The 21,225-nt window shown below is 75.2% G+C and carries 21 protein-coding genes; 12 read left to right on the forward strand and 9 right to left on the reverse strand.

The window, feature by feature from the left end; all coding sequences use genetic code 11:
- Positions 1-232 precede the first annotated feature (232 nt).
- Positions 233-820, forward strand: coding sequence for a TerD family protein (locus ACFC1T_RS11805; RefSeq protein WP_375886802.1), 588 nt, complete (start codon positions 233-235; stop codon positions 818-820).
- Positions 821-842: 22 nt separating this feature from the next.
- Here ACFC1T_RS11805 and ACFC1T_RS11810 read toward each other — a convergent pair whose 3' ends face one another.
- Both ACFC1T_RS11810 and ACFC1T_RS11815 read right to left on the reverse strand, forming a co-directional pair.
- Positions 843-2,495, reverse strand: a complete 1,653-nt coding sequence (locus tag ACFC1T_RS11810) for an ABC transporter permease (RefSeq protein ID WP_375886805.1) — start codon at positions 2,493-2,495, stop codon at positions 843-845.
- The gene (locus tag ACFC1T_RS11815) at positions 2,492-3,418 is read right to left on the reverse strand and encodes an ABC transporter ATP-binding protein (protein WP_375886808.1); all 927 of its coding nucleotides are present in this window, start codon (positions 3,416-3,418) and stop codon (positions 2,492-2,494) included. The genes ACFC1T_RS11810 and ACFC1T_RS11815 overlap by 4 nt, the downstream gene beginning before the upstream one ends.
- Positions 3,419-3,514: 96 nt before the next feature.
- Between ACFC1T_RS11815 and ACFC1T_RS11820 the strand changes: the two genes are divergently transcribed.
- Positions 3,515-4,060 carry a GbsR/MarR family transcriptional regulator gene (locus ACFC1T_RS11820; protein ID WP_375886811.1) on the forward strand — a complete coding sequence of 182 codons (546 nt, stop codon included), beginning with the start codon at positions 3,515-3,517 and terminating at the stop codon, positions 4,058-4,060.
- 108 nt (positions 4,061-4,168) lie between these two features.
- Here ACFC1T_RS11820 and ACFC1T_RS11825 read toward each other — a convergent pair whose 3' ends face one another.
- Positions 4,169-5,638 carry a hypothetical protein gene (locus ACFC1T_RS11825; RefSeq protein WP_375886814.1) on the reverse strand — a complete coding sequence of 490 codons (1,470 nt, stop codon included), beginning with the start codon at positions 5,636-5,638 and terminating at the stop codon, positions 4,169-4,171.
- A gap of 525 nt (positions 5,639-6,163) precedes the next feature.
- Between ACFC1T_RS11825 and ACFC1T_RS11830 the strand changes: the two genes are divergently transcribed.
- Together ACFC1T_RS11830 and ACFC1T_RS11835 are read left to right on the forward strand one after the other, a co-directional pair.
- The gene (locus ACFC1T_RS11830; protein ID WP_375886815.1) at positions 6,164-6,577 is read left to right on the forward strand and encodes a hypothetical protein; all 414 of its coding nucleotides are present in this window, start codon (positions 6,164-6,166) and stop codon (positions 6,575-6,577) included.
- 18 nt (positions 6,578-6,595) lie between these two features.
- On the forward strand, positions 6,596-6,928 hold the full coding sequence (locus ACFC1T_RS11835; protein WP_375886818.1) for a hypothetical protein: 333 nt from the start codon (positions 6,596-6,598) through the stop codon (positions 6,926-6,928).
- Between the two features lie 54 nt (positions 6,929-6,982).
- On the opposite strand, the gene ACFC1T_RS11840 is transcribed toward ACFC1T_RS11835, so the two are convergent.
- The 3 genes from ACFC1T_RS11840 to ACFC1T_RS11850 form a co-directional block, all read right to left on the reverse strand.
- Positions 6,983-8,521, reverse strand: coding sequence for an alpha/beta hydrolase (locus tag ACFC1T_RS11840; protein ID WP_375886821.1), 1,539 nt, complete (start codon positions 8,519-8,521; stop codon positions 6,983-6,985).
- Between the two features lie 201 nt (positions 8,522-8,722).
- The gene (locus ACFC1T_RS11845) at positions 8,723-9,361 is read right to left on the reverse strand and encodes an NAD(P)-dependent oxidoreductase (protein WP_375886823.1); all 639 of its coding nucleotides are present in this window, start codon (positions 9,359-9,361) and stop codon (positions 8,723-8,725) included.
- 93 nt (positions 9,362-9,454) lie between these two features.
- The gene (locus tag ACFC1T_RS11850) at positions 9,455-10,384 is read right to left on the reverse strand and encodes an EamA family transporter (RefSeq protein WP_375886825.1); all 930 of its coding nucleotides are present in this window, start codon (positions 10,382-10,384) and stop codon (positions 9,455-9,457) included.
- Between the two features lie 111 nt (positions 10,385-10,495).
- Here ACFC1T_RS11850 and ACFC1T_RS11855 point away from each other — a divergent pair, with 111 nt between their 5' ends.
- Both ACFC1T_RS11855 and ACFC1T_RS11860 read left to right on the forward strand, forming a co-directional pair.
- On the forward strand, positions 10,496-10,996 hold the full coding sequence (locus tag ACFC1T_RS11855; RefSeq protein WP_375886828.1) for a MarR family winged helix-turn-helix transcriptional regulator: 501 nt from the start codon (positions 10,496-10,498) through the stop codon (positions 10,994-10,996).
- A gap of 78 nt (positions 10,997-11,074) precedes the next feature.
- Positions 11,075-11,347, forward strand: coding sequence for a hypothetical protein (locus ACFC1T_RS11860; RefSeq protein ID WP_375886830.1), 273 nt, complete (start codon positions 11,075-11,077; stop codon positions 11,345-11,347).
- On the opposite strand, the gene ACFC1T_RS11865 is transcribed toward ACFC1T_RS11860, so the two are convergent.
- Both ACFC1T_RS11865 and ACFC1T_RS11870 read right to left on the reverse strand, forming a co-directional pair.
- On the reverse strand, positions 11,325-11,909 hold the full coding sequence (locus ACFC1T_RS11865) for a hypothetical protein (protein WP_375886832.1): 585 nt from the start codon (positions 11,907-11,909) through the stop codon (positions 11,325-11,327). The two genes, ACFC1T_RS11860 and ACFC1T_RS11865, sit on opposite strands and share 23 nt — an antisense overlap.
- A gap of 92 nt (positions 11,910-12,001) precedes the next feature.
- Positions 12,002-12,838, reverse strand: a complete 837-nt coding sequence (locus ACFC1T_RS11870; protein ID WP_375886835.1) for a methyltransferase domain-containing protein — start codon at positions 12,836-12,838, stop codon at positions 12,002-12,004.
- 28 nt (positions 12,839-12,866) lie between these two features.
- Here ACFC1T_RS11870 and ACFC1T_RS11875 point away from each other — a divergent pair, with 28 nt between their 5' ends.
- From ACFC1T_RS11875 to ACFC1T_RS11900, 6 genes are all read left to right on the forward strand, one after another.
- Positions 12,867-14,468, forward strand: a complete 1,602-nt coding sequence (locus tag ACFC1T_RS11875; RefSeq protein ID WP_375886838.1) for a PLP-dependent aminotransferase family protein — start codon at positions 12,867-12,869, stop codon at positions 14,466-14,468.
- A 65-nt stretch (positions 14,469-14,533) separates the two neighbouring features.
- Positions 14,534-15,292: a GNAT family N-acetyltransferase gene (locus tag ACFC1T_RS11880; RefSeq protein ID WP_375887047.1), complete on the forward strand. Its 759-nt coding sequence runs from the start codon at positions 14,534-14,536 to the stop codon at positions 15,290-15,292.
- 147 nt (positions 15,293-15,439) lie between these two features.
- The gene (locus ACFC1T_RS11885) at positions 15,440-16,612 is read left to right on the forward strand and encodes a glycoside hydrolase family 3 N-terminal domain-containing protein (RefSeq protein ID WP_375886841.1); all 1,173 of its coding nucleotides are present in this window, start codon (positions 15,440-15,442) and stop codon (positions 16,610-16,612) included.
- Positions 16,613-16,935: 323 nt separating this feature from the next.
- Positions 16,936-17,409, forward strand: a complete 474-nt coding sequence (locus ACFC1T_RS11890) for a hypothetical protein (RefSeq protein WP_375886843.1) — start codon at positions 16,936-16,938, stop codon at positions 17,407-17,409.
- Between the two features lie 220 nt (positions 17,410-17,629).
- Positions 17,630-17,974: an ArsR/SmtB family transcription factor gene (locus tag ACFC1T_RS11895; protein ID WP_375886846.1), complete on the forward strand. Its 345-nt coding sequence runs from the start codon at positions 17,630-17,632 to the stop codon at positions 17,972-17,974.
- Positions 17,975-18,045: 71 nt separating this feature from the next.
- A complete protein-coding gene (locus ACFC1T_RS11900; protein WP_375886849.1) occupies positions 18,046-18,195 on the forward strand; it encodes a DUF6126 family protein in 150 nt (49 codons plus the stop codon).
- 64 nt (positions 18,196-18,259) lie between these two features.
- Here ACFC1T_RS11900 and ACFC1T_RS11905 read toward each other — a convergent pair whose 3' ends face one another.
- Positions 18,260-20,785 (reverse strand): cytochrome P450, encoded by a 2,526-nt coding sequence (locus tag ACFC1T_RS11905; protein WP_375886852.1) that lies wholly within the window; start codon positions 20,783-20,785, stop codon positions 18,260-18,262.
- Positions 20,786-21,225: the final 440 nt, after the last annotated feature.

The raw sequence follows: 21,225 nt of genomic DNA on the forward strand, positions 1-21,225 counted from the left end.
CCCTAGACCGTGCGCCGCCCGTCCGGCCGGTCCCCTGTCATGGCTACGCCAGTCGTCGGACGGGTGGATCCGCCGGTGCGCGGAGCACCGCCGCGAGCGGGGCCGGTGGGGCTGGTGGGTGGGAGCGCCGCCGCCTGGGTAGGGGACCTGGACGGACGCCGTCCGATGATCATAGTTTCTCTGTGTGCGATAGGTTCACGGCACGGACGGCGGCGGGAACGAGGAGGGCACGATGGCCGTTTCGCTGGCCAAGGGGCAGAAGATCAGCCTGGAGAAGCCGGGCGGTGGGCAGCTGAGCGTGGTCCGGATGGGCCTGGGCTGGCGGGCGGTGCAGCGCAAGGGCTTCCTGGCCAAACTGCTGTCCGCCGGGCAGGAGATCGACCTGGACGCCTCGGCGGTGCTATTCGCCCACGGCAAGCCGCTGGACGTGGTCTTCTTCCAGCACCTCACCAGCAACGACGGCTCCGTCCGGCACAGCGGGGACAACCTGGTCGGCGGTTCGGGCGACGCGACCGACGACGAGTCGATCACCGTCGACCTGACCAAGGTGTCCGCCGAGGTCGACCAGATCCTCTTCACCGTGAACTCCTTCACCGGGCAGACCTTCCAGGAGGTCGAGGCCGCCTTCTGCCGCCTGGTCGACGAGACCACCGGCGTCGAACTGGCCCGCTACACCCTCACCGGCGGCGGCCCCTACACCGCCCAGATCATGGCCAAGGTGCAGCGCACACCGGGCGGTTGGCAGATGGCCGCGATCGGCCAGCCCGCCAGCGGGCGCACCTTCCAGGACCTCATGCCGGAGCTGGTCAAGCACCTGTGACCCGGGCCCGGGCTCCGGCGCCTCAGTCGAGGTCGCGGCGCCGGAACCCGGCCAGGGCCAGCGCGATCAGCGCGGCCGCGACCAGGGTCAGCACGATCGGCGGCGCCCAGTCCATCCGGGCCGCCGGGAGCCGGGGCACCCGGCCGAACGGGGACAACCCGTCCAGCCCCCGGGGCAGTTGCAGCAACGGGCCCAGGTAGCCGATCACGAACGCGTACGCCGGGACGGCCCAGGCCAGCGCCGTGGCCCGGGGCAGCCAACCGTGGACGGCGGCCGCGAAGCCCACCGTCACCCACAGCGCGGGCACGAAAACCAGCGCCGCACCCAGCAGCCGCAGGAACACGGCACCGTCGCCGGTCGACAGCGCCCCGGCCAGGCCGAAACCCGTGCCCGCCGCCACCATCACCACGACGGAGCCCAGCAGCGCCGCCGCCAGGTGCCCGCCCAGCCAGCCGGAGCGCGACACCCCCGCGGCCAGCACGGGCACCGCCCGCCCGGCGCTCTCCTCGGCGCGCGCACGCTGCGCCGCCAGCACCGCGTAGACGCCGCCGACCACCGCGACGACCAGCATCGTCAGCGCCGCGAAGGAGTCGGCGAGGGAGTGGCCGCCCAGCCGGGCCAGCGCCTCCTTGATCCGGTCGACGTCCCGGAGCATCGAGTCGGCCTCGCCGAGCAGCGAGCCGTACATCGCGCCGAGCAGCAGCAGGGCCGCCGCGAAGCCGCCGATCAGCCCGCGGTGCAGCCGCAGCGCCAGGCCGAACGGGGTGCCCAGGAAGGCGCTGCCGGTGGCCGGGCCGGGGCGGGCCGCGCGCAGCCCGGCGCCGAAGTCGCGGCGGGTGCTCAGCGCGAACCCCGCCACGGCCGTGCCGGCGGCCAGCGCCAGTGCGGGCAGCAGCGGCCACCAGCGGTCCTCGACGAAGGGGTAGCCGCGCTGGAGCCAGCCGATCGGGGAGGCCCAGGAGAGGCCGGTCCGGCCGGTGTCCCCGGCGGCGCGCAGCGCGTAGGCGGCGCCGAGTACGGCGAGGGCGAGCCCGGAGGCCGTCCGGGCGTGCGCGGAGACCTGCGCGGTGACGGCGGCGACGGCCCCGAACAGCAGCCCGCCGACGGCCGTGGCGGCGCCGTAGAGCAGCGCTCCGCCGGCGCCCAGTCCGGGGATGCCGAGCGCGGGCAGGCCCAGGGCGAGCAGCAGGCCGAGGGCGAGGTCGGCGACCGCGGCGGCGGCCAGCGCGGCGGCGAGCTGGGCGTGCCGGCCGACGGCGGCCGAGCGGACCAGCTCGGCGCGGCCGCCCTCCTCCTCGGCCCGGGTGTGCCGGATGACGGTCAGCACGTTCAGCAGACCGGCGAGGACGACCAGCAGGCCCAGCAGCCGGTGGCCGAGCATCGCGCCCCAGGTGTAGTCGGCCAGGTAGCGGGCCGGGCCGGTCATGGCGAGCACGGCGGGACTGGCCGAGGCGTGCGCGATGGAGGCCCGGTCGGCGGCGGTCGGGTAGACGGAGTGGACGCTGTCGGCGGTGGCCAGGGTGAGCAGCCCGAGGCCGAGCACCCAGGCGCTCAGCCGTACCCGGTCGCGGCGCAGCGCGAAGCGCAGCAGGGTGGCGGCGCCGGCCAGGGCGGCGGGCCCGCCGGGGCGGACCGGGGCGGCGCCCCGGGCGGTGGGGGCGGTGGTGGCGGTCATCGGACGGCCTCGGGGTCGGGGCGGTGCCCGTTGGCGGCCAGCTCGTCGCCGTAGTGGCGCAGCATGAGCTCCTCCAGGGTGGGCGGGTGGCTGACCAGGGTGCGCAGTCCGGCCTCGCTCAGCATCCGTACCGCGGCGTCGAGCCGGGTGCCGTCCACGGCGAAGCGGACCCGGCGCCCCTCGGTGCGCAGGGCGTGCACCCCGGGCAGCGCGTCCAGTCCGGTGACGGGCCGGTCGGTCTCCGCCTCCACGGTGGTGCGGGTGAGGTGGCGCAGTTCGGACAGGGTGCCGCTCTGCACCACCCGGCCCCGGCGGATGATGCTGACCCGGTCGCCCAGCTTCTCCACCTCGTCCAGGACGTGGCTGGAGAGCAGGACGGTGCGGCCCTGGTCCTTGGCCTGCCGGACGACGTCCTGGAAGACCACCTCCATCAGCGGGTCCAGGCCGGAGGTCGGCTCGTCCAGCAGCAGGAGCTCGGCGTCGGAGGCGAGTGCGGCGACGATGGCGACCTTCTGCCGGTTGCCCTTGGAGTAGCTGCGGCCCTTCTTGGTCGGGTCGAGGTCGAAGCGCTCGACCAGTTCGTCCCGGCGGCGGGGGTCGGGCCGGCCGCGCAGTCGGCAGAGCAGGTCGATCGCCTCGCCGCCGGTGAGGTTGGGCCACAACTCGACGTCGCCGGGGACGTAGGCGAGGCGGCGGTGCAACTCGACGGCGTCGCGCCACGGGTCCTTGCCGAGCAGCCGGGCGCTGCCGCCCTCGGCGCGCAGCAGGCCGAGCAGGACGCGGAGGGTGGTGGACTTCCCGGCGCCGTTGGGGCCGAGGAAGCCGTGGACCTCGCCGGTCTCGACGGTGAGGTCGAGGCCGTCCAGCGCGGTGGTCCGGCCGAAGGTCTTGCGCAGGCCGGACAGGATGATGGCCTTGGTCATGCTTTCGAAGCTACCGTAGTTTCAGAAAAACGTGAATATTGGGAAGGCGTTAAAGTTCGGTCAGTGGGCGGATGATCTCCGGGAAAGGGGAGAGCGGTGGAACGGGAACCGGAGCGGAGTGCGGAGCAGGGCGTGGAGCAGGGGGCGGCGCCGGTGCCGGGCAGGTGGCACGAGTACCAGGCCGTGGCCGACTTCGTGGAGCGGTTTGCGGCCGAGCTGGTGGTCGCCGGCATGGGTCGGATGCCCGCCCGGATCTTCTCCTGCCTGATGGCCGAGGAGAGCGGTGTGCTGACCTCCGCCGAGCTCTCCGAGCGGCTGCAGATCAGCCCGGCGGCCGTCTCCGGCGGGATGCGCTACCTGATCCAGGTCGGTCTGGTCGCCAAGGAGCGCGAGCCGGGCTCCCGCCGCGACCGCTACCGGGTGCTCAACGACGTCTGGTTCGAGTCGCTGACCCGGCGGGACGAACTGCTGCTGCGCTGGATCGGGGTGTTGAAGGAGGGGGAGGTGACCGTCGGCCGGGGCACGGTCGCGGGGGAGCGGCTCGCGGAGAGCGCGGCCTTCTTCGAGTTCATGATCGACGAGCTGCACGGGATGCTCGGCCGCTGGCGGGTGCACCGGGCCGCGCGGCACCTGGAGCTGTAGGAGCTCGGCCCCGACGGCGTTCGCGTCCCGGAGGTGCGGACGGCGGCAGTCCGGCCGGTCGGGCCGTTCTGCCGCCGTCGGCGGTTGGGTGCGGTGCGTGCGCGGGTGCTACTTCTTCGCGCTCGCCGAGGGGGAGGGCGAGAGCGAGGCGCTCGGCGTGCCGGTCGGCGTGCTGGTCGGCGCGGCGGAGGAGGTGGCGCTGGGGGTCGCGGTGGCGCTCGGGCTGCCGCTGGGGGTGGGCGTCGCGCAGTTCGGGGCGGTGGTCGGGGCGGCCGACGGGGTGCCGGTGGGGGTGGCCGTCGGGCCGGCGGTGGGCGAGGGCGAACCGCTCGGCGTGGCCGTTCCGGTGGGCGTCGCGGTCGCGGTCGGGCTCGGGCAGGACGTCGGCGTGCCGGTCGGGGTGCCGGACGGCGTACCGCTGGGCGTGGCCGTCGGGGAGGCGCTGCCGGTCGGCGTGGTGCTCGGAGTCGTCGTCGGTGTGCCGCTCGGGGTGGCCGTCGGGCTGGCGGAGGGCGAGGGCGAACCGCTCGGCGTCGGCGTGCCGGTGGGCTGCGCGGACGGCGTCGGAGTCGGCGTCACCGGAGGCACCGTCGGCTGGCCGCCCGGCGTCGGGCCGGTGCCGGTGCCGGTGCCGCCGGTCGGGGTGGTGCCCGCGGTGCCGGTGCTGCCGGAGGGCCGGAGGAAGGGCGAGGGCGTCGAGCCGGGCAGGGTCGGAACGCCCGGGCGGTCCGCGACCGTGGTCACCTGGCCGCTGCCGAAGTGCGCCATCCAGTTGCGGACGGTGCGCAGGTACTCGGTGGAGTTGTTGTAGCTGAGGATCGCCCGGTCCAGCTGGGCCGGGTCGGAGAGGTCCCGGCCGCCCGCGCACAGGTAGCGCCCGGCGGCCTCGGCCGCGTCGAAGATGTTGTTCGGGTCGGCCGTGCCCTTGCCGGTGGTGTCCACGCCCCAGGAGGCCCAGGTGGAGGGGATGAACTGCATCGGGCCGACCGCGCGGTCCCAACGGGAGTCGCCGTCGTAGCGGCCACCGTCGGTGTCGGGTATCGCGGCGAAGCCGTTGCCGTCCAGCACCGGGCCGAGGATCGGGGTGAGCGTGGTGCCGGCGGCGTCCACCTTGCCGCCGTTCGCCTGGCCGGACTCGACCTGGCCGATCGCCGCCAGCAGCTGCCAGGGCAGGTGGCAGCCCGGCGAACGCTGCGCGAGTGAGGCCTCGGCCTTCTGGTACGCGGCGAAGACGGTGGCGGGCAGCGAGGGCCCGTTGGCGGTGAACGGGCCGGCCGCGGGCAGGCCGGGCTGGGTGCCGGGCGGCTGCGGCAGCTGGACGGCGCTGCCGCCGTCGGCCGCGGTGCCCGGGACTCCGGCGGCCGGACCGCCGAAGGGGGTGGTGGAGCCGCTCGCGGACTGCGCGGTGGCGTCCTGCGACTGCCCGGTGTCGGCGGCGGCGGCCGGGGCGAGCCCGAGGCCCGACACCTGAGAGCCGGTCAGCGCGGCCAGCGCGGCGAACGCGGCCGCCGTGCCGGTGACCCGCTTGCCGATCCGTACCTTCCGCCCGCCCTTGGCACTGCCGATCCTCGCCGCCATCTGCTGCCCCTCCCCGTCGCCGTCCGGACCCTCCCGGAACGGTTGAGCCTTCGTCATCGTGCCCGCCCGCCGAATCGGCGGCGCCCGCCGCCGCAACGATTAGTATCACGACGATCTGACAGGTCCAGGATGGACGGGAGGCGGCCGCGAACCCGACGACGGGTGAACGCGGCGTCCCGGCCGAGGGCCGGTCGGCCCGGAGTCGTCGCGCGGCGCCCGCTCCGCGCTCCATCTCCGCCGCCGGTAAAGGGAGTTGGCCGTGGGGCCAACGCCGGGCGGCCGGGCGCCCCGGCGGTCGGACGGGCGGTTCGAAGCGCGGGGGTGGTGCGTGGGCGTCGTTTCGGGCTCCCCGGCGGCGCCCGTCGCGAACCCCGCTGACCTGGCCCGATGCCCGCCCCCGTGGGCGGCCTTCCCTAGCAGGACGGACGGTCGGGCGCCAGGGGGCGTCCCCAACTCGGCCCTGGACGGATGACGTTCAGGTGAAAGTGGGCATGCCAGGAATCCCGGTCCGGCATGCTGTGCCGCGTGACCATGTGGATGGAGGCCGAAGCCGTGAGCGCGAACCTGCCGGAGACCGTCGCCGAGGGGGCGGTGGTCCTGCCGGCACCCCCTCGGGTGGTGGACGACCTGGCCCGTGACCTGACCCAGGCCGCCGCCGCCGTCCGGGCGGTGTCGCGCAGCGGCCGCACCACCGGCGGGGACGTCGCGGTCGCCGCCTACACCGCCGTGGTGTGCACCGGGCGTTCGGCAGCGCGCGCCCTGGAGGAGGCCGCCGCCTGGTGCCGGCAGGCCCCGGAGGCCGAGGTGCACTCGCTCGCCTGGGCGCGGGTGCCCGGGCACCGGCACGACGTCTTCGAGTACCGGGTCACCATGGCCGTCAGCTTCCCCGATGACGAGACCGGGGAGCACCTCGGGGACACCCACCACTCCCACCGGTGAGGCCGTATGATCACCTGCATGGGTGATCGGGGTACGAACGGGACGGCCGGAGCGGCGGCGGACGACACCGCCAACGGGACTGCGGCGGAGGCCACTTCGGAGGCCGGCGAGCACGGCGACGACGGCCCGCGCGAACTCTCGCGGGCCGCCGCCGTCGGTGCCACCGTGCTGGCGATCGTCTGCGGCTGCGCGGCGATGCTGGCCGGGCTCCACTGGTTGGGCTGGACCGTCCCGGGCATCGGCTGGATCGTCGCCAAGGCCGGGATCAAGCTGTCGATGGGCGGCTTCCTCGTCCTGGCCGTGGCCGCCGAGCACCTGCGCGGCAAGCTCCGGCCGAAGCCCCGCTCCTGACAGTCCCGCTCCTGACCGGCCCGGTCGGGCCGGTCGGCCGCGGTGCCCCGGGGCTCAACCGGCCTGCGGCGCCGGGCAGGTGAGGTCGTGCTCGGGCGCGCGGCCGTCCAGCAGGTACCGCTCGACGGTGTCCGTGACGCACGGGTCGGAGCCCGGGTACTGGCCGTGGTTGCCGTTGCTGGTGACCGTCACCAGCCGGGAGCCGCGCAGCGCCCGGTGCGCGCCGAGCGCCGCCTCGTAGTACGTCGCCGGGTCGTGCAGCGAGTTGAGCATCAGCACCGGCGGCAGGTGGGCGCCGGTGACCTTGACCTCGGGCGCCGGGGCGGTCGGCCAGAGCGCGCAGACCGAGCTGAACGCGAGCGTGCGGGCACCGATCAGCGGGTAGCGCGCGGTGTTCTCCGCGCCGCGCTCGATCCAGGTGTCCAGGTCCTTCGTCCACGGGGTGTCGCCGCACGTCACCGAGAAGTACTCGGCGAGGAACTCCGGGCTGAGGTACTGGCCGAACAGCCGGCGGGCGGTCTCCTTGGCGGCCGGATCGGCCTGCTGCCAGTCGTCCAGCGCGGTCAGTCCGCTCGCCAGCAGGGGGAAGGCCTTCTCGCTGTAGATCGCGTTGATCGTGCCGTTGTCCAACTGGTTGGGGCCGAGCGTCAACGACCCGTCGGTGATCGGCGCGTCGTGCAGGGCGGCGCGCCGCTGCTCCCAGTGGGCTCCGACCTCCGCCGGGGTCGAGCCCCAGTGGTAGGTGGCGTCCCGGGCGGCCATCCAGGGCAGGAAGTCCTCCTCGAAGCGGCGCTGGAAGCTCATCGGCTGGCCCAGTTCGTACTGCTCCCAGGTGCCGTCGAAGCCGATGTTGCTGTCCAGCACCATCCGCTCGACCCGGTGCGGGAAGAGCGTCCCGTAGTAGGCGCCGATCATGGTGGCGTAGGAGGCGCCGTAGTAGCTGATCTTCTTCTCGCCGAGCAGCGAGCGGTACAGGTCCATGTCGCGTGCGGTCTGCTCGGTGGTCAGGTAGGGCAGCAGGTCGCCGCTGTTCTTCTCGCAACCCTCCACCAGCTTGCGGGAGTTGGCGATGACCCGGTCGACCGCCTCCGGGGACCGGTCGCGGTAGTCCCCGGCCAGGAACTCCTGGAACTCCTCCGGGGTCTGGCACGCGACGTGGGTGCTGCGGCCGACGCCGCGCTGGTCGAAGCTGACGATGTCGTACGCGGCGGCCACCGCGGGGGCGCCCTGGGCGAGGTCCATCGGGCGCAGCAGGCCCTGCCCGCCCGGGCCGCCGGCCGTCTCCATCAGCGCGCCCTTGCGGTGGGCCTGGTCGGTGGCGCGGTGCCGGGAGACGGCGATGCTCAGGTCGGCGCCGGCGCCGGGGTGGTGCCAGTCGCGCGGGACGGCCATGGTGGCGCACTCCAGGGCCGGTTGCCCCGCGCAGGGCTGCCAGTCGAGCGCCTGCCGGGCGTAGCGGGCGGGGACACGGTCGGAGTCCCCCGGATTGCGGCCGGAGTCGGCGTTCGCGGTGGCGGGCAGGGCGAGGCCGGCGAGGAGCGCGGCGGCGAGGGCGGCGGCGGCGCGGCGGCCGTGGGATGCGGTGGTGTTCACGGGAACGATCATGTCCCGCCGGACGGCTGACGCACGATGAGGCAGGAGACCGCCTTCGGGGTGGTGCTGGATACACCCCCGGGCGGGGGTATCCAGCACCACGGGCCCGGCGGGGGGCGTTTCAGCAGCGGTTCGGGCGGGTGGTTCGGGCGGGTGCGGTTCCGGCGGGTGGTTCGGGTGGGTGCGGTTCCGGAGGGCGGCTCAGTAAGCGGCGGTGAACCGGGCACGTCGGTGCACGGGCCGCTCCGCCTCGTCCAGCAGCGCGACGGCGAGGTCCTCCATGGAGATCGCCGAGTTGCCGTCGGCGTCTACCAGCAGCTCGTCCCGGCCGAGCCGGAACCGGCCGGTGCGCACCCCGGGTTCGAGCAGGGCGGCCGGGCTCAGGTACGTCCAGTCGACCTCCCCGTCCGCGCGGTAGAGCTCCAGCTGCTCGCCGCAGGCCAGGGCGATCGGCCGGATCTCCGCGGGGAAGCCGGGCGACTCCACCAGGATCGTGCCGTCGGTGCCCGGTACGGTCAGGCTGCCGGCCCCGCCGACGGCGAGCAGGCGCACGCCGGTCCCGGCGAGGCCGGCCAGCAGACCCCGGGTGGTGGCCGCCAGCTCGTGCTCACGGCCGGGCGCCGGGCGGGTGGCGGTGACCGCCAGGTCCTGGCTGGCGACGATCCGGGCGACGTCGGCGGGCTCGCCGGCATCGCCGACGGCGAGCGTGACGGTGGCCGGCAGGCCGTGCGGCTTGGCGGGGTCGCGGACGACGGCCGTCACCTCGTGGCCGCGGGCGAGCGCCTCGGTCACGACCCGTCGGCCGACGTTGCCGGTGGCGCCGAACACGGTGATGCGCATGAAGGTCTCTCCTCGGTTCCTCTGAACGGGACTGGGACGGGGCAGGGGTGGTGTGTCGTGCGGTGTGCGGTGTGCGGTGTGCGAGGTGCCGGGTCAGGCGTTCTCGCGCACCGGGTCCGGCCGGAGGTCCGGTCCCGGGCCCGGTCCGGTGGGCGGTGGGGCGGCCCGGCGGGGCCGCTGGGTCTGGGCGACGATCAGCGAGCCGAGGACGACCAGCGCGCCGAGCGCCTGCAGCGGGCTCAGGTCCTGTCCGAGCACCAGCCAGCCGGCCAGGGTGGCGACCACCGGGCTGAGCAGGGAGAGGAAGGACAGCGAGGTCGGCGGCAGCGAGCGCAGCCCGCGGAACCAGACGGCGTAGGTGAGGGCCGCGCCGATCAGGCAGAGGTAGGCGTAGCCGAGCAGGTTGTCGGCGGTGTAGTGGGTGGGCGGGGCGCCCTCGCTCAGCAGGGTGACCGGCACCAGCAGCAGGCCGCCGGCGGTGAGTTGCCAGCCGGTGGTGGCGAGCAGCGGTGCGGGGGAGACCCAGCGCTTGGAGAGCACGACGCCGAAGGCCATCACCACCGCGCCGCCGAGCGCGGCGGCCACCCCGGCCGCGTCCAGCCGGGCGCCGGCGCGCAGCACCAGCAGGCTGACGCCCGCCACCCCGGCGATGCCGGAGAGCACGGTGCGCAGGGTGAGCCGGTCGCCGAGCAGGGCGGCCGAGAGCCCGGCGGTGACCAGGGGCTGGACGGCGCCGACGGTGGCGGCGATCCCGCCCGGGAGGCGGTAGGCGGCGATGAACAGCAGGGCCTGGAAGGCGCCGATGTTGAGGGCGCCGAGGACGAGGGCGCGCCACCACCAGTCGCCCTTGGGCAGGGCGCGGGTGAGGGCGATCAGCAGCAGTCCGGCGGGCAGGCAGCGGATGACGGCGGCGAGGAGCGGGCGGTGGGGCGGGAGCAGTTCGGTGGTGACGAGGTAGGTCGTCCCCCAGACCGCGGGTGCGAGGGCCGTCGTCAGCAGGACGGCGAGGCGATTGCTTAGCACTAAGCCAATGTATCTCAGCGCTAAGGCATTCTTCGGCGGATCCCACCGGTGATGTGGCTCACAGTTACCTCATCGCTAAGGAATCCGACGGGCATCGCTTACCCTGAACCCGTGGCAGATCATCTCGACCGCGTTGTCGCGCAATGGGGCGCCGAGCGCCCCGACCTGGACGTCTCCCCGATGGAGGTGTTCGGCCGGCTCAAGCGCCTCTACCGCCTCGTCGACGCCGAACTCAACCGCACCTTCGCCGAACACGGCCTGGACGCGCCCTCGTTCGACGTCCTCGCCACCCTCAAACGCAGCGGCCCGCCCTACCGCCTCACCCCCACCGGCCTGATGCAGTCCGCCATGGTCACCTCCGGTGCCATCACCCAGCGCCTCGACCGCCTGGAAGCCCGCGGTCTGGTCACCCGGACCCGCAGCGACCAGGACCGCCGCAGCCGCGACGTCGAACTCACCCCCGAGGGCCACGCCCTGATCGACCGCGCCCTCCCCGACCACATCGCCACCGAGCACCGCATGCTCACCGGACTCGACGAGGCCCGCAGGGCCGCGCTCGTCGACGCCATGCGCGCGCTGCTCGCCGACCTCGGGGACGACCCGGCCGGCTGACCGGCCGGGTCGCCGGGTGAACCGCCCCGGCCCGTAAACCGATTGCCGGGGCGGGCCGCCCCGCCTTGGATGGCGGCCATGGACCACCCCCTCTGGACCGCACTCCCCGCCGACGTCCGTCGCACGGTCGACGAACACCTCGCCGTACGGCGCCACGTCCACGCGATCAAGGCGATCCGCGACGCGTCGCCGGAGCCCGTGCCCGGCATCCGGGAGTGCAATGACCTGATCGCCGAACGGATGACGGAACTCGGCCTGCTGCCGAACGGGCCGACCCCGGTGCCGGGCCCTCCGGCGGGCCCTCCGCCGGGCCCTTCGGTGGCGGGTGCTACGAGTCGAACCACACCGTGAGCCGCACGTTGTCCGGCCCGTGTAGGTCTGCCAGGGTCCGCATCACCGCGAACACCGGCGCCCACGGCCCGTTCGGTGGTACGGCGTCGCGCCGGGTCAGCCGCGCGATGCGGTGGAGTTGGTCGCCGACCCACCACTCGTCCCCCTCGACCCGGCCGCCGTGGTCGACGGAGTACTTCGTGTGTCGGACCAAGGCCCCGTCCGGCCCAGGGCCGTACACGTGGACCCGCTCGTCCGCCCGCTCGGCCGGTTCGTCCCAGTCCACCGCCGCCAGTTCCGCCCAGCTGATCCAGGTCGGGCTGTGGAAGTCGACCTCGGACGCCCCGAAGGCCGTACGCGTCTCCTCGGGCAGTTCCTCGGGCAGGCCCCGGTCCGGGGCGAGCGGCCGGAAGCCCGCGAGGTTGCGGACCCCGAAGAGGCAGCCGAACTCGTCGTAGTTCCGGCCGCAGTACAGCGCGTAGAGGTCCAGCGCCACGCTCCAGACGGTGTCCTCGTCGGCGTCGTCCACAGGTGCGCCGTGCGTGCAGCGGTACTCGATGAAGCCGTGGATGTCCGTTCCCATTTCCCGGATCCTCGCAGTGCTCCGGGCCCGGGTGCGAGGCGTTTTCCCCGGTGCGGTGCGGTGCGGTGCGGTGCGGTGCGGTGGTCGGGGGTCTACTCCGGCTTGACCGCGACCGCCTTGAAGAAGGTGTAGTGGAAGGTCCCGCCCGGTTCGGCCGCCCGGCGCAGGTCGGCGATGCCGCGGTCGAAGGCCTCCGGGGTGGTGAGCCCGGCGGCCAGGGCCTCCGGTCGGACTGCCTCGACCATCGGGACGAAGGTCCGCCGGGTGAAGCCCTCCACCAGGGCCGGGCGGCCGTCGTCGGCGTAGACCGTCCGCGGGCGGACCGTCACGTCCGCGAACCCGGCCGCCGTCAGCAGCGGGTGCAGCCGGCGCCCCACCAGGGCGTCGCCGCCCGCCCCGGCCTGGAGCCGGACCAGGTGGTCGACGGTGCGGCGGGCTGCCGGGGTCTCCGGGTGGAAGAAGGCCGATCCGTGGTCGCCCTCGATCACCGTGATCGTGCCGCCCGGCCGCAGCACCCGCCGCAGCGCGGCCAGCCCGGCCGTCGGGTCGGGCAGGTGCTCCAGTACGAAGCACAGGAAGACGTGGTCGAACGCGCCGTCCGGGAAGGGCAGTCGGTGCAGGTCGCCGTGGTGCCAGGTGACCTGGGCGGCCGGCGCCGCGGCGGCGATCCGGGCCCGGGCCTGGTCCAGCGACTGCGCGGAGACGTCCGCCGCCGTGAGCAGCACGCCCGGGCTGGTGGCGAGCAGGTGCGCTGTCTGCGCTCCCACCCCGCAGCCCGCTTCCAGTACCCGGCTGCCCGTGGGGTAGGCGGTGCCCGAGTGCAGCAGCTCGGCGAGGGTGTCGGCCTGGTCGCCGAGGCGCTGCGCCTCGGTGTCGGAGTAGCCGTGGACGTACGGGGTGGCGGGGAGCGGGGTCGTTTCGGTGGTCATGGCTCAACCCTCGCGTCAGTATGGACCGGTGAACAGGTCCAAAGCCGCCGCGAACGACAGGTCCAAAGAGGCCGGACCGGCCGGGGAGGTCGGGGAGACCGGTGTCGACTTCCTCCAGCTCGATGCCGCCGAGGCCCCGCCCGGCGGCCTCACCGACTGGCTGGCCCGCCGGTTGCGCGAGGCCGTCGCCGACGGGCTGCTGCCCGCCGGCACCCGACTGCCCGCCAGTCGGGTGCTCGCGGCCGAACTCGGCGTCTCCCGGGGCGTGGTGACCGATGCCTACCGGCGGCTCGCCGAGGCGGGGCAGCTCGCCGGGCGGGGCCGGGGCGGGACTGTCGTGGTCGCGTTGCCGCCAGCCGCGGTTCCCACCGAGGTTCCCAGCTCGGTCTCCGCCGCTGCGCCGGCCCGCCCGGCACCCGCGCTGTTCCGGGACGACCCCGACCCCGAGGTGTTCGACCACCTGCGCGCCACCCCCGCCCGGATCGACCTCACCCCCGGCGTGCCCGACCTCGCCGCGTTCCCCCGCGCCGCCTGGCTGCGGGCCGAACGGGCCGTCCTCGACGGCCTCGCCGCGGCCGACCTCGGCTACGGGGACGTCCGCGGCACCCCCGCCCTGCGGCAGGCCGTCGCCCACTGGCTCGCCCGCAACCGGGGCATCCGCGCCGACCCGGAGGAGGTGCTCGTGGTCGCCGGGACGGCCCAGTCGCTCGCACTGCTCGGCCGGGCCTTCGGCCGGATGGGCATCACCGAGGTCGCGGTCGAGGATCCGGGCTCGCTCGGCGCCCGCCAGCACCTCGCCCACTGGCTCGCCGCCACCCCGCCCGTCCCGGTGGACGCCGAGGGCATCCGGGTCGACGCGCTGCGCGCCACCGGCGCCCCCGCCGTGCTGCTCACCCCCGCCCACCAGTACCCGACCGGTGTCGTCCTCGGCGGCGAGCGGCGCCGTGAACTCCTGCGCTGGGCGGGCGAGGGCGGTCTGGTCGTCGAGGACGACTACGACGCCGAGCACCGTTACGACCGCCCGCCCGTCCCCGCGCTGCGGGCCGAACTGCCCGACCGGGTCTGCTACGCGGGCAGCACCTCCAAACTGCTCGCCCCGGCGCTGCGCACCGGCTGGCTGCTGGTGCCGCCGCCGCTGCGCACCGGCTGGCTGCTGGTGCCGCCGCCGCTGCGTGCGGCCGTCCTCGACGCCAAGCGCTTCGCGGACCTCGGCAACCCGGTGCTGCCCCAACTGGTGCTCGCCCGACTGATGGAATCCGGTGAACTGGAGCGCCACCTGCGGCTGTTGCGCCGCCGCCACCGTCGCCGCCGGGACGCGATGATCGCCGCCGTCCGTACCCACCTCCCCGCCGCGACCGTGCACGGCGCGGCCGCCGGGCTGCACCTGATGCTCACCCTGCCGGAGCAACTCGGATGCAGTGACGTGGAGTTGGCCACCGCGGCGCTCGCCCGCGGCGTCAAGGTCCAGCCCCTGTCCTGGCACGCCCGCCTGCCGTTCCCGCCCGGTCTGGTGCTCGGCTACGCGGCCGGCCCGCCGGGCGACATCGCCGAAGGCATCGCCGTCCTGGGGGAGTTGGTCCGCCGGGCCTCGGCCGGCCGCAATTCGGGTGCCCGCCCGGCTTCTGCGTGATCGAATCGACCACCATGAGGACGACGAAACCCGCTGCACCGGAGCGAGCCGACCTGCTGGCCAGGATGGAGCGGAACCTGGCCGAGCACGCCTGTCACCTGCACCGCCGTACCGCGGGCATGACCGTCGCCGACGCGGACGACCTGACGGTCGCCGACAGCGGCCTCGACGACGACACCTTCAACATCGTCGCCCTGGCCCGCTTCCGCCCGGACACCGCCGACGCGCGGATCGCCGACACCGTCCGGGACCTGGCCGCCAGGGGGCGCCCGTTCTCGTGGTGGGTCGGCCCGGCCTCGACCCCGGCGGACCTGTCCGCCCGCCTGAGCGCCGCCGGCCTGGAGGCGTCCGAGCGGGAGACGGCCATGTGGGCGCTCCTGGACGACGTCCCACCGCCCGAGCACGTCACCGGGCTCGACATCCGCGCCGTGACCACACCCGAAGGCCTCGCCGACCACGCCTCGGTGGTGGCCGCGAACTGGGACCCGCCGGCCGCCACCGTGCGGCGGTTCTTCACCCGTGCGGCGGAGTCGGCACTCGCCGACGACTGTCCGGCCCGCTACCTGGTCGGCTACGTCGACGACCGGCCGGTCTGCTCGGCCGAGGTCCTCCTGCACGCGGGGGTCGCCGGGATCTACAACATCGCCACGCTGGCCGCCCACCGCCGACGCGGCTACGGCGGCGCCGTCACCCTCGCCGCCCTGGCGACGGCCCGCGCCCACGGGCAGCGGATCGCCGTCCTCCAGGCCTCGGTGGAAGGCCGGCCGGTCTACCGCCGCCTGGGCTTCCACGACTGCGGCGAGTTCGTCGAGCACGCCGTCTGAGGCCCACCGCACGCGCCGGGGGCCAACAGGGCCCGGCCCCGGCCCCGGCCCCGGCCCCGGTGCCGGTGCCGGTGGCGGGGGGCGGTGGCGGGGCCGGTGGTGTGCGGGCTGCCGTCCGGCGGGTTCCTGGGTACGCTGACGGACCGTATGCCGTTGCTGACCCTGGAGGGACGGATGGCCCCGTTACGGCGGATCGCCCGGTTGACGTCGGTGGTGCTGGTGGTGGCGGCCGTGCTCGGCCCCGTCCCCGCCGGGTCGGTGACGCGCGGGAGAGGGCTCCCCGACGAGAGGAACCCGGCGATGACCGGACGGCACCAGGACGCGCGTCAACTCGCGGGCCGGCGCATCGTGCTCTCCTACCCCGGCCCGACCCCGCCGCCCGGGGTGCTGCGGGCGATCCGGGAGGGCCGGGCGGCCGGGGTGATCCTGTTCGGTGAGAACGTCACCGGTCCGGAGCAACTGGCCGAGGCGGTGGCCGCGTTGAAGCAGGCCGCCGCCGAGGCCCCGGACGCGCGCCCGCTGCTGCTGATGACCGACCAGGAGGGCGGCAAGGTGCGCCGGCTGCCGGGGGCGCCGGAACTCTCTGCCCGCCGCACCGGGACGGCCCCGGATCCGTTCGCCGCCGCCGTGGACTCCGGCGCCGGTGCCGCCGGAACGCTCGGCGACGCCGGGTTGAACGTCAACCTCGCCCCGGTGCTCGACGTCTACGACACCCCGGGCAACTTCATCGACCGCTACGAGCGCTCCTACGGCCAGGACCCGTCCACGGTGGGCGCGTTGGGCAGCGCCTTCCTCGCCGAGCAGCAGAGCCGGGGGGTGGCGGCCACCGCCAAGCACTTCCCCGGCCTGGGCGCGGCGGCCCGGGACGAGAACACCGACGCCCGCCCCGTCACCCTCCCCGTCCCGCTGGACCGGCTGCGCTCCCGCGACGAGGCCCCGTACCGGGCCGCCATCGCCGCGGGCGTGCGGATGGTGATGGCCTCCTGGGCGGTCTACCCGGCGCTGGACCCGGACCGCCCGGCCGGGCTGTCGCCCACCGTGGTCCAGGGCGAACTCCGTGAGCGCCTGGGCTTCGAAGGCGTCACCGTCACCGACGCCCTGGAGGCCGACGCCCTCACGCCGTACGGTCCGACCGGCTCGCGTGCCGTCGCCGCCGCGGCGGCCGGGATGGACCTGATCCTCTGCTCCGCCCGCGACCCCCAGCAGGGCGAGGACGCCACCACCGCCCTGGCGGCCGCCCTGGACTCCGGCGGCCTCGACCGTGCGGCCTTCACGGAGGCCGTCGCCCGGGTGGACGCGCTGCGGGAGGACTTCGGCTGACGGCGGCCCGCGCGGCCAGGGCAGCCAGGGCGGCCGACCGGGCGGCCCCGCTGCTCGGTCCGGCCGCCGGGCCAACGGTTCATCCTGGGTTCAACAGGCCGACGCCCGGCGAGGTGCGGGGGTTCGCCTTGCCGAATGGGAACGCGCCATCGTAGGCGTGCTTTCGGTCGGAGGCATGGGTTCGAAGGGGAAGTGGCACTTGGGGGTTTGAATCGCATGGCAGAGTTGCAGTCAAGGCACGCATGAAATGTCACATGTGCCATGACACACTGCTCGATCCCCGTCCCACGCGTTCATTCCTCACACCCTCCGAAGGAGGAGCCATGAACCGCATCACCCGCGCTACCCGCATCACCCGGATCGCGGCAGGCGCGGCCGGTGCCGTCGCGCTGCTGGGCGCGCCGCTGCCGGCGGCCGCCGCCGGGCAGGAGTCCGCCACCGTCACCACCTGCGGGCACTCCGGCCTCCAGGCCGGACTGTCCACCAGGGTCTGCGCGGACGTCACCGGTGACGCCGTCGTGCTGTACGGCCTGATCGGGCTGGCCGGCCCGCCCTCGCCGGGAACGCCGTGGCCGCCGGCGCCGCAGGCGCTGGTCACCCGGCTGTCGGCCGATCTGGCCGGCGTCGGCCCGCTCGGTGCGGCGGCCGGGCGCACCGAGTTCAGGGTCAGCACGGTCCGGGTGGACGGGGTCGGTGCCACCGTGCCCCGCGGGTCGGTCGTGCACGCCTCCTTCTCGGTGGAGGGGAGCTTGCGGGGACCGGCCCCGGTCACCGTCGATGTGCCTGTAGGCTGCTGACGGCTCGTCACCCAGACTGCCGGGCCCGGGAGTTGGCAGCGTCCCGGGTCCGGCCCTTCGCCGTCCCGATCCGGCCGTCGATGTGGGAGAGGTCACCTTCCACTGTGACGACTTGAAGAAATCTTCATCTGTGGCGATGATGCCTACCGGCCGTGGCACGGACCCCGCCCGGCCGGGCGACCAGGCCGCCACCGAGCCGGATCGAGGGAGGGAACGGGCCATGCCGGTCCCGCTGTACCAGGCGAAGGCGGAGTTCTTCCGCACCCTCGGCCACCCCGTCCGGATCCGGGTCCTGGAACTGCTCCAGGACGGCCCCCGGCCGGTGCGAGAGCTGCTGGCGGAGATCGGGATCGAGCCGTCCAACCTCTCCCAGCAGCTCGCGGTGCTGCGCCGCACCCAGCTGGTCACGGCCACCCGCGAGGGCAACACGGTGGTGTACGCGCTCAGCACCCCGGACGTCGCCGAGCTGCTCAGCGCGGCGCGGCGGATCCTGACCGAGCTGATCACCGACCAGGGGGCGCTGCTCACCGAGCTGCGCGCCGCCGGTGGCCGGTCGCCCCGCTGAGTCCGCAGCCGGCAGCTTCGCGCCCACCGGCGGGCGACCGTGACCGTGACCGACCCGAGGAGAACAGCCCGATGGGCGACAGCGCCAACAGTGCCGACAGCACCGGCGAGGAGAAGCGCCGCCGCAAGGCGATGCTGATCCGCGCCGGCATCTACATCTTCGCCACCCACCTGTTCGCGGGCTTCGTCCTGCTGCTGTTCGCCCTCGGCGACCGCAAGTAGCCGTCCGGCCCGGCTGCGACGCCCGGCTGCGACGCCCGGCCGCGACGCCCGGCCGCGACGCCCGTCAGCGAGCGCGGTCGCCCCGTACCAGGTAGCGGTCGCTGGTGCTGGTCCAGGCCTGGACGCCGGCCACCAACTCCCGGGTGCCGTCCAGGTACCAGCGCCCCGCCGGGTGGCGGCGGCCCAGGTCGCGGCGCAGCCGCTCGTTCTCCCGGTGCAGGGTGCCGACCCGGGTGCGCACCGCGCGCACGGCCCGGCTGCGGGTGCAGCCGCGGACCCGCTGGAGGGTGAGGACGGTGTTGAACGCGGCGGCGCTCTGCCGTTCCTCCCGCTCCAGCGAGTAGAGGTCGTTGATCAGCGTCGCGGCGTCGGCGGTGTTGGCGCGCAGGCGGTGCAGTGCGGGTTCCGCGTGCAGGGCGGCGGGGGCGTCGGCGCCGTGGACCCGTTCCAGTATGTTCATGAACGGGTAGACGCAGCTGCCGTGGCGGCGCAGCCGCATGGTGTCGGCCAGGCCGAGGCCCAGGGCGGGAACGGTGCCGCGGGCGCGGTGTTCGGCCTCGGCGGGGAAGGTGGCCAGGCAGGCGCGCCACTCGCGGGCCGCCCGGGCGCGCCAGTCGGGGGAGGTGGACCGGCGCTGACGGTCCCAGAGCTCCTGCCAGGCGGTGAGCAGCAGGTCGCCCGGTGCCGCGGGGCGGGCGTCGCCGTCGAGGGCGGAGATCAGCGGGTCGACCAGCGCGTGGGCCTCGGCGGGCCGGCGCCCGGGCGGGCCGTCGAAGCGGTCGTCCAGGACGGTGAACCAGCCCAGCATGTCCACCAGCAGGTCCAGGTCGGTGCCCCGGGCGCGGGGGAAGGCGTGGCCGATCAGCTCGTGCAGGGCGTAGGCCCGGTAGTCGGGGAGCTCGGTGGGGGCGAGCAGGCCGTGGCGGACCGCCCAGTCGGCGTGCCGGTCGGCGGCGGCGCGCAGTTCGGCGGGCGGCCGGGGGAGGGGTACGGCGGCGGGCGCGCCGGGGCGGGCCGCGGTGCCGGTGAGCGGACAGTCGGCGGAGTGCGGCCGGTCCGTGCCGGCCCCGGCCGGTGCGAGGCCTGTGGTGCTTGCGGTGACCGCAGCGTCCGCCGCCACGTCCCGCCCTGCCGGGGCGGAGGCGGCGGCGCTCGGTACGGCGGAGCCGCGCGGCACCAGCCGGACCCGCAGGCCGTGGGCCTGGACGGTGGTCCACACCACCTCCCGGGCCCGCGACCCCGGCACCGCCACCGGCCGCCAGCGGCGCAGGATCGCGGCGGCCGCGACGGTCAGCTCGGCCCAGGCGAAGGCCTCGCCGATGCACTTGTGCTTGCCCGCCCCGAAGGGCAGGAAGGACGGCCGCCCGAGCCCGCCGCCGTCCTGCCAGCGCTCGGGCCGGAAGCTCGACGGGTCGTCGTAGCTCAGCGGGTCGCGGTGCAGCGCGGTGAGGCTGTACAGCAGCTCTGTCCCGGCCGGGATCCGGTACGGGCCGAGGTCGACGGGCACCCGGGCGGTGCGCATCAGGAAGGCGTTGGGGGCGTGCAGCCGCACCACCTCCTGGGTGACGCCGCGGGTGTACGTGAGCCGGGCGAGCGCCTCGGGGGTGGGGGTGGTGCCGGCGGGCAGGTGCTCGTCCAGTTCGGCCAGGACCCGGGCCTCCACCTCGGGGTGGCGCAGGAGTTCGTCGAGCAGCCAGGTGAGCGTGGTGGAGACGGTCTCGGTGCCGGCGCCGAACATGGTGATGGCCTCGGAGCGGACGTCGGCCTCGGTGAGCGGACGGCCGGTGGCCGGGTCGGTGGCGGCGCGCAGCAGGGCCGGCAGGGTGCCGCCGCGCTGGTCCGGCCGGGCGCGTCCGGGGCGGCCGTTGACGGCCTGGTCGACCACCCGGTTGAGCACCCGGACGGCGGCGTCGAAGCGCCGGTTGACGGGCAGCGGGAGCCGGGCGAGGGCGGGGTGAGGGTAGAGGGACTGGACGATCTGGCCCTTCACCAGGTCGGGCAGTGCCCGGTGGAAGGCGAGGGTGGCGTCCTCGCTGAGCCGGGCGTCGAACAGCGAGCGGGTGACGATCTCCAGCGCGAGGTGGTTCATCTCCTTGGCCACGTCGAGGACTTGGCCGGGGCGCCAGCGGCCGGCCCGTTCCTCGGTGACCTGGTGCATCACGGCCAGGTAGCCGGCCGTCCGGTCGGGGGCGAAGGCGGGTTGGATGATCCGGCGGCGGTCGCGGTGCGCCTGTCCCTCGGACATCAGCAGGCCGTCGCCGAAGGCGGTCCTGAGGGTGTCCTGGACGGCGCCGCGCGGGCAGTCGTGGGCGAGGGCGACGAGCAGGGTGTGGACCAGCCGGGCGTCGGTCACCACGCAGACGGTTCGGGGCCCGAGCCGGATGCGGACCACGCCGCCGTGGCGGGCCAGCGAGCCGAGGAAGCCGAGCGGGTCGCGCAGCAGGGCGGCCGCGTGGCCGAGGCCGGGCAGGGCGCCGGGGGCGAGCGGCGGGACGGCGGCTCGGGTGGCGGGTGCGGGGGGTGGCGTGGTTCTCGGGGGGACGATCCGTTTCCGTGTCTCTGCCAGCAGGGCGTTGGTCGGCAGGGTCATGACACTTCCTCTCACCAGAGGGGCCGGTGCGGGCGGTACCGGGGGAAGGCACCGGCCGGCCGGCCGGGTGGCGGGGGCCGGCGAGCGCGGAACCCGCGTGCGCCAGGGGCGGAGGGCGCACGCCATGGGAAACGCGCCGGTGCGACGGGCGTTGCGCCGAACGCGCCCGGATCACTCCAACGGACGATCATCGTGTCGGCGCTGCGCCCGTCCGTCCGTCAGGCCTGCCGCCCGGCCCCCGGGGCGGCCCTCGGCCCGGTCCGTCACCCGGCCCTCGCCCGGTCCTTCGTCCGACCCTCGGCCCGGTCCTCCGCCCGGCGTCGAAGCGGCCCGCTTCCGTCGCCCTGACCTGCGTCGATGCCGTCCACGCGGTGGCCCGTACCGGGCCCCGGCGGGAGGGTCTTTGGACCCTCGCCGCACGGTCGCGGGGACGCCAGCAT

It is taken from the genome of Kitasatospora sp. NPDC056076, from assembly GCF_042266305.1.
Taxonomy (GTDB): Bacteria; Actinomycetota; Actinomycetes; order Streptomycetales; family Streptomycetaceae; genus Kitasatospora.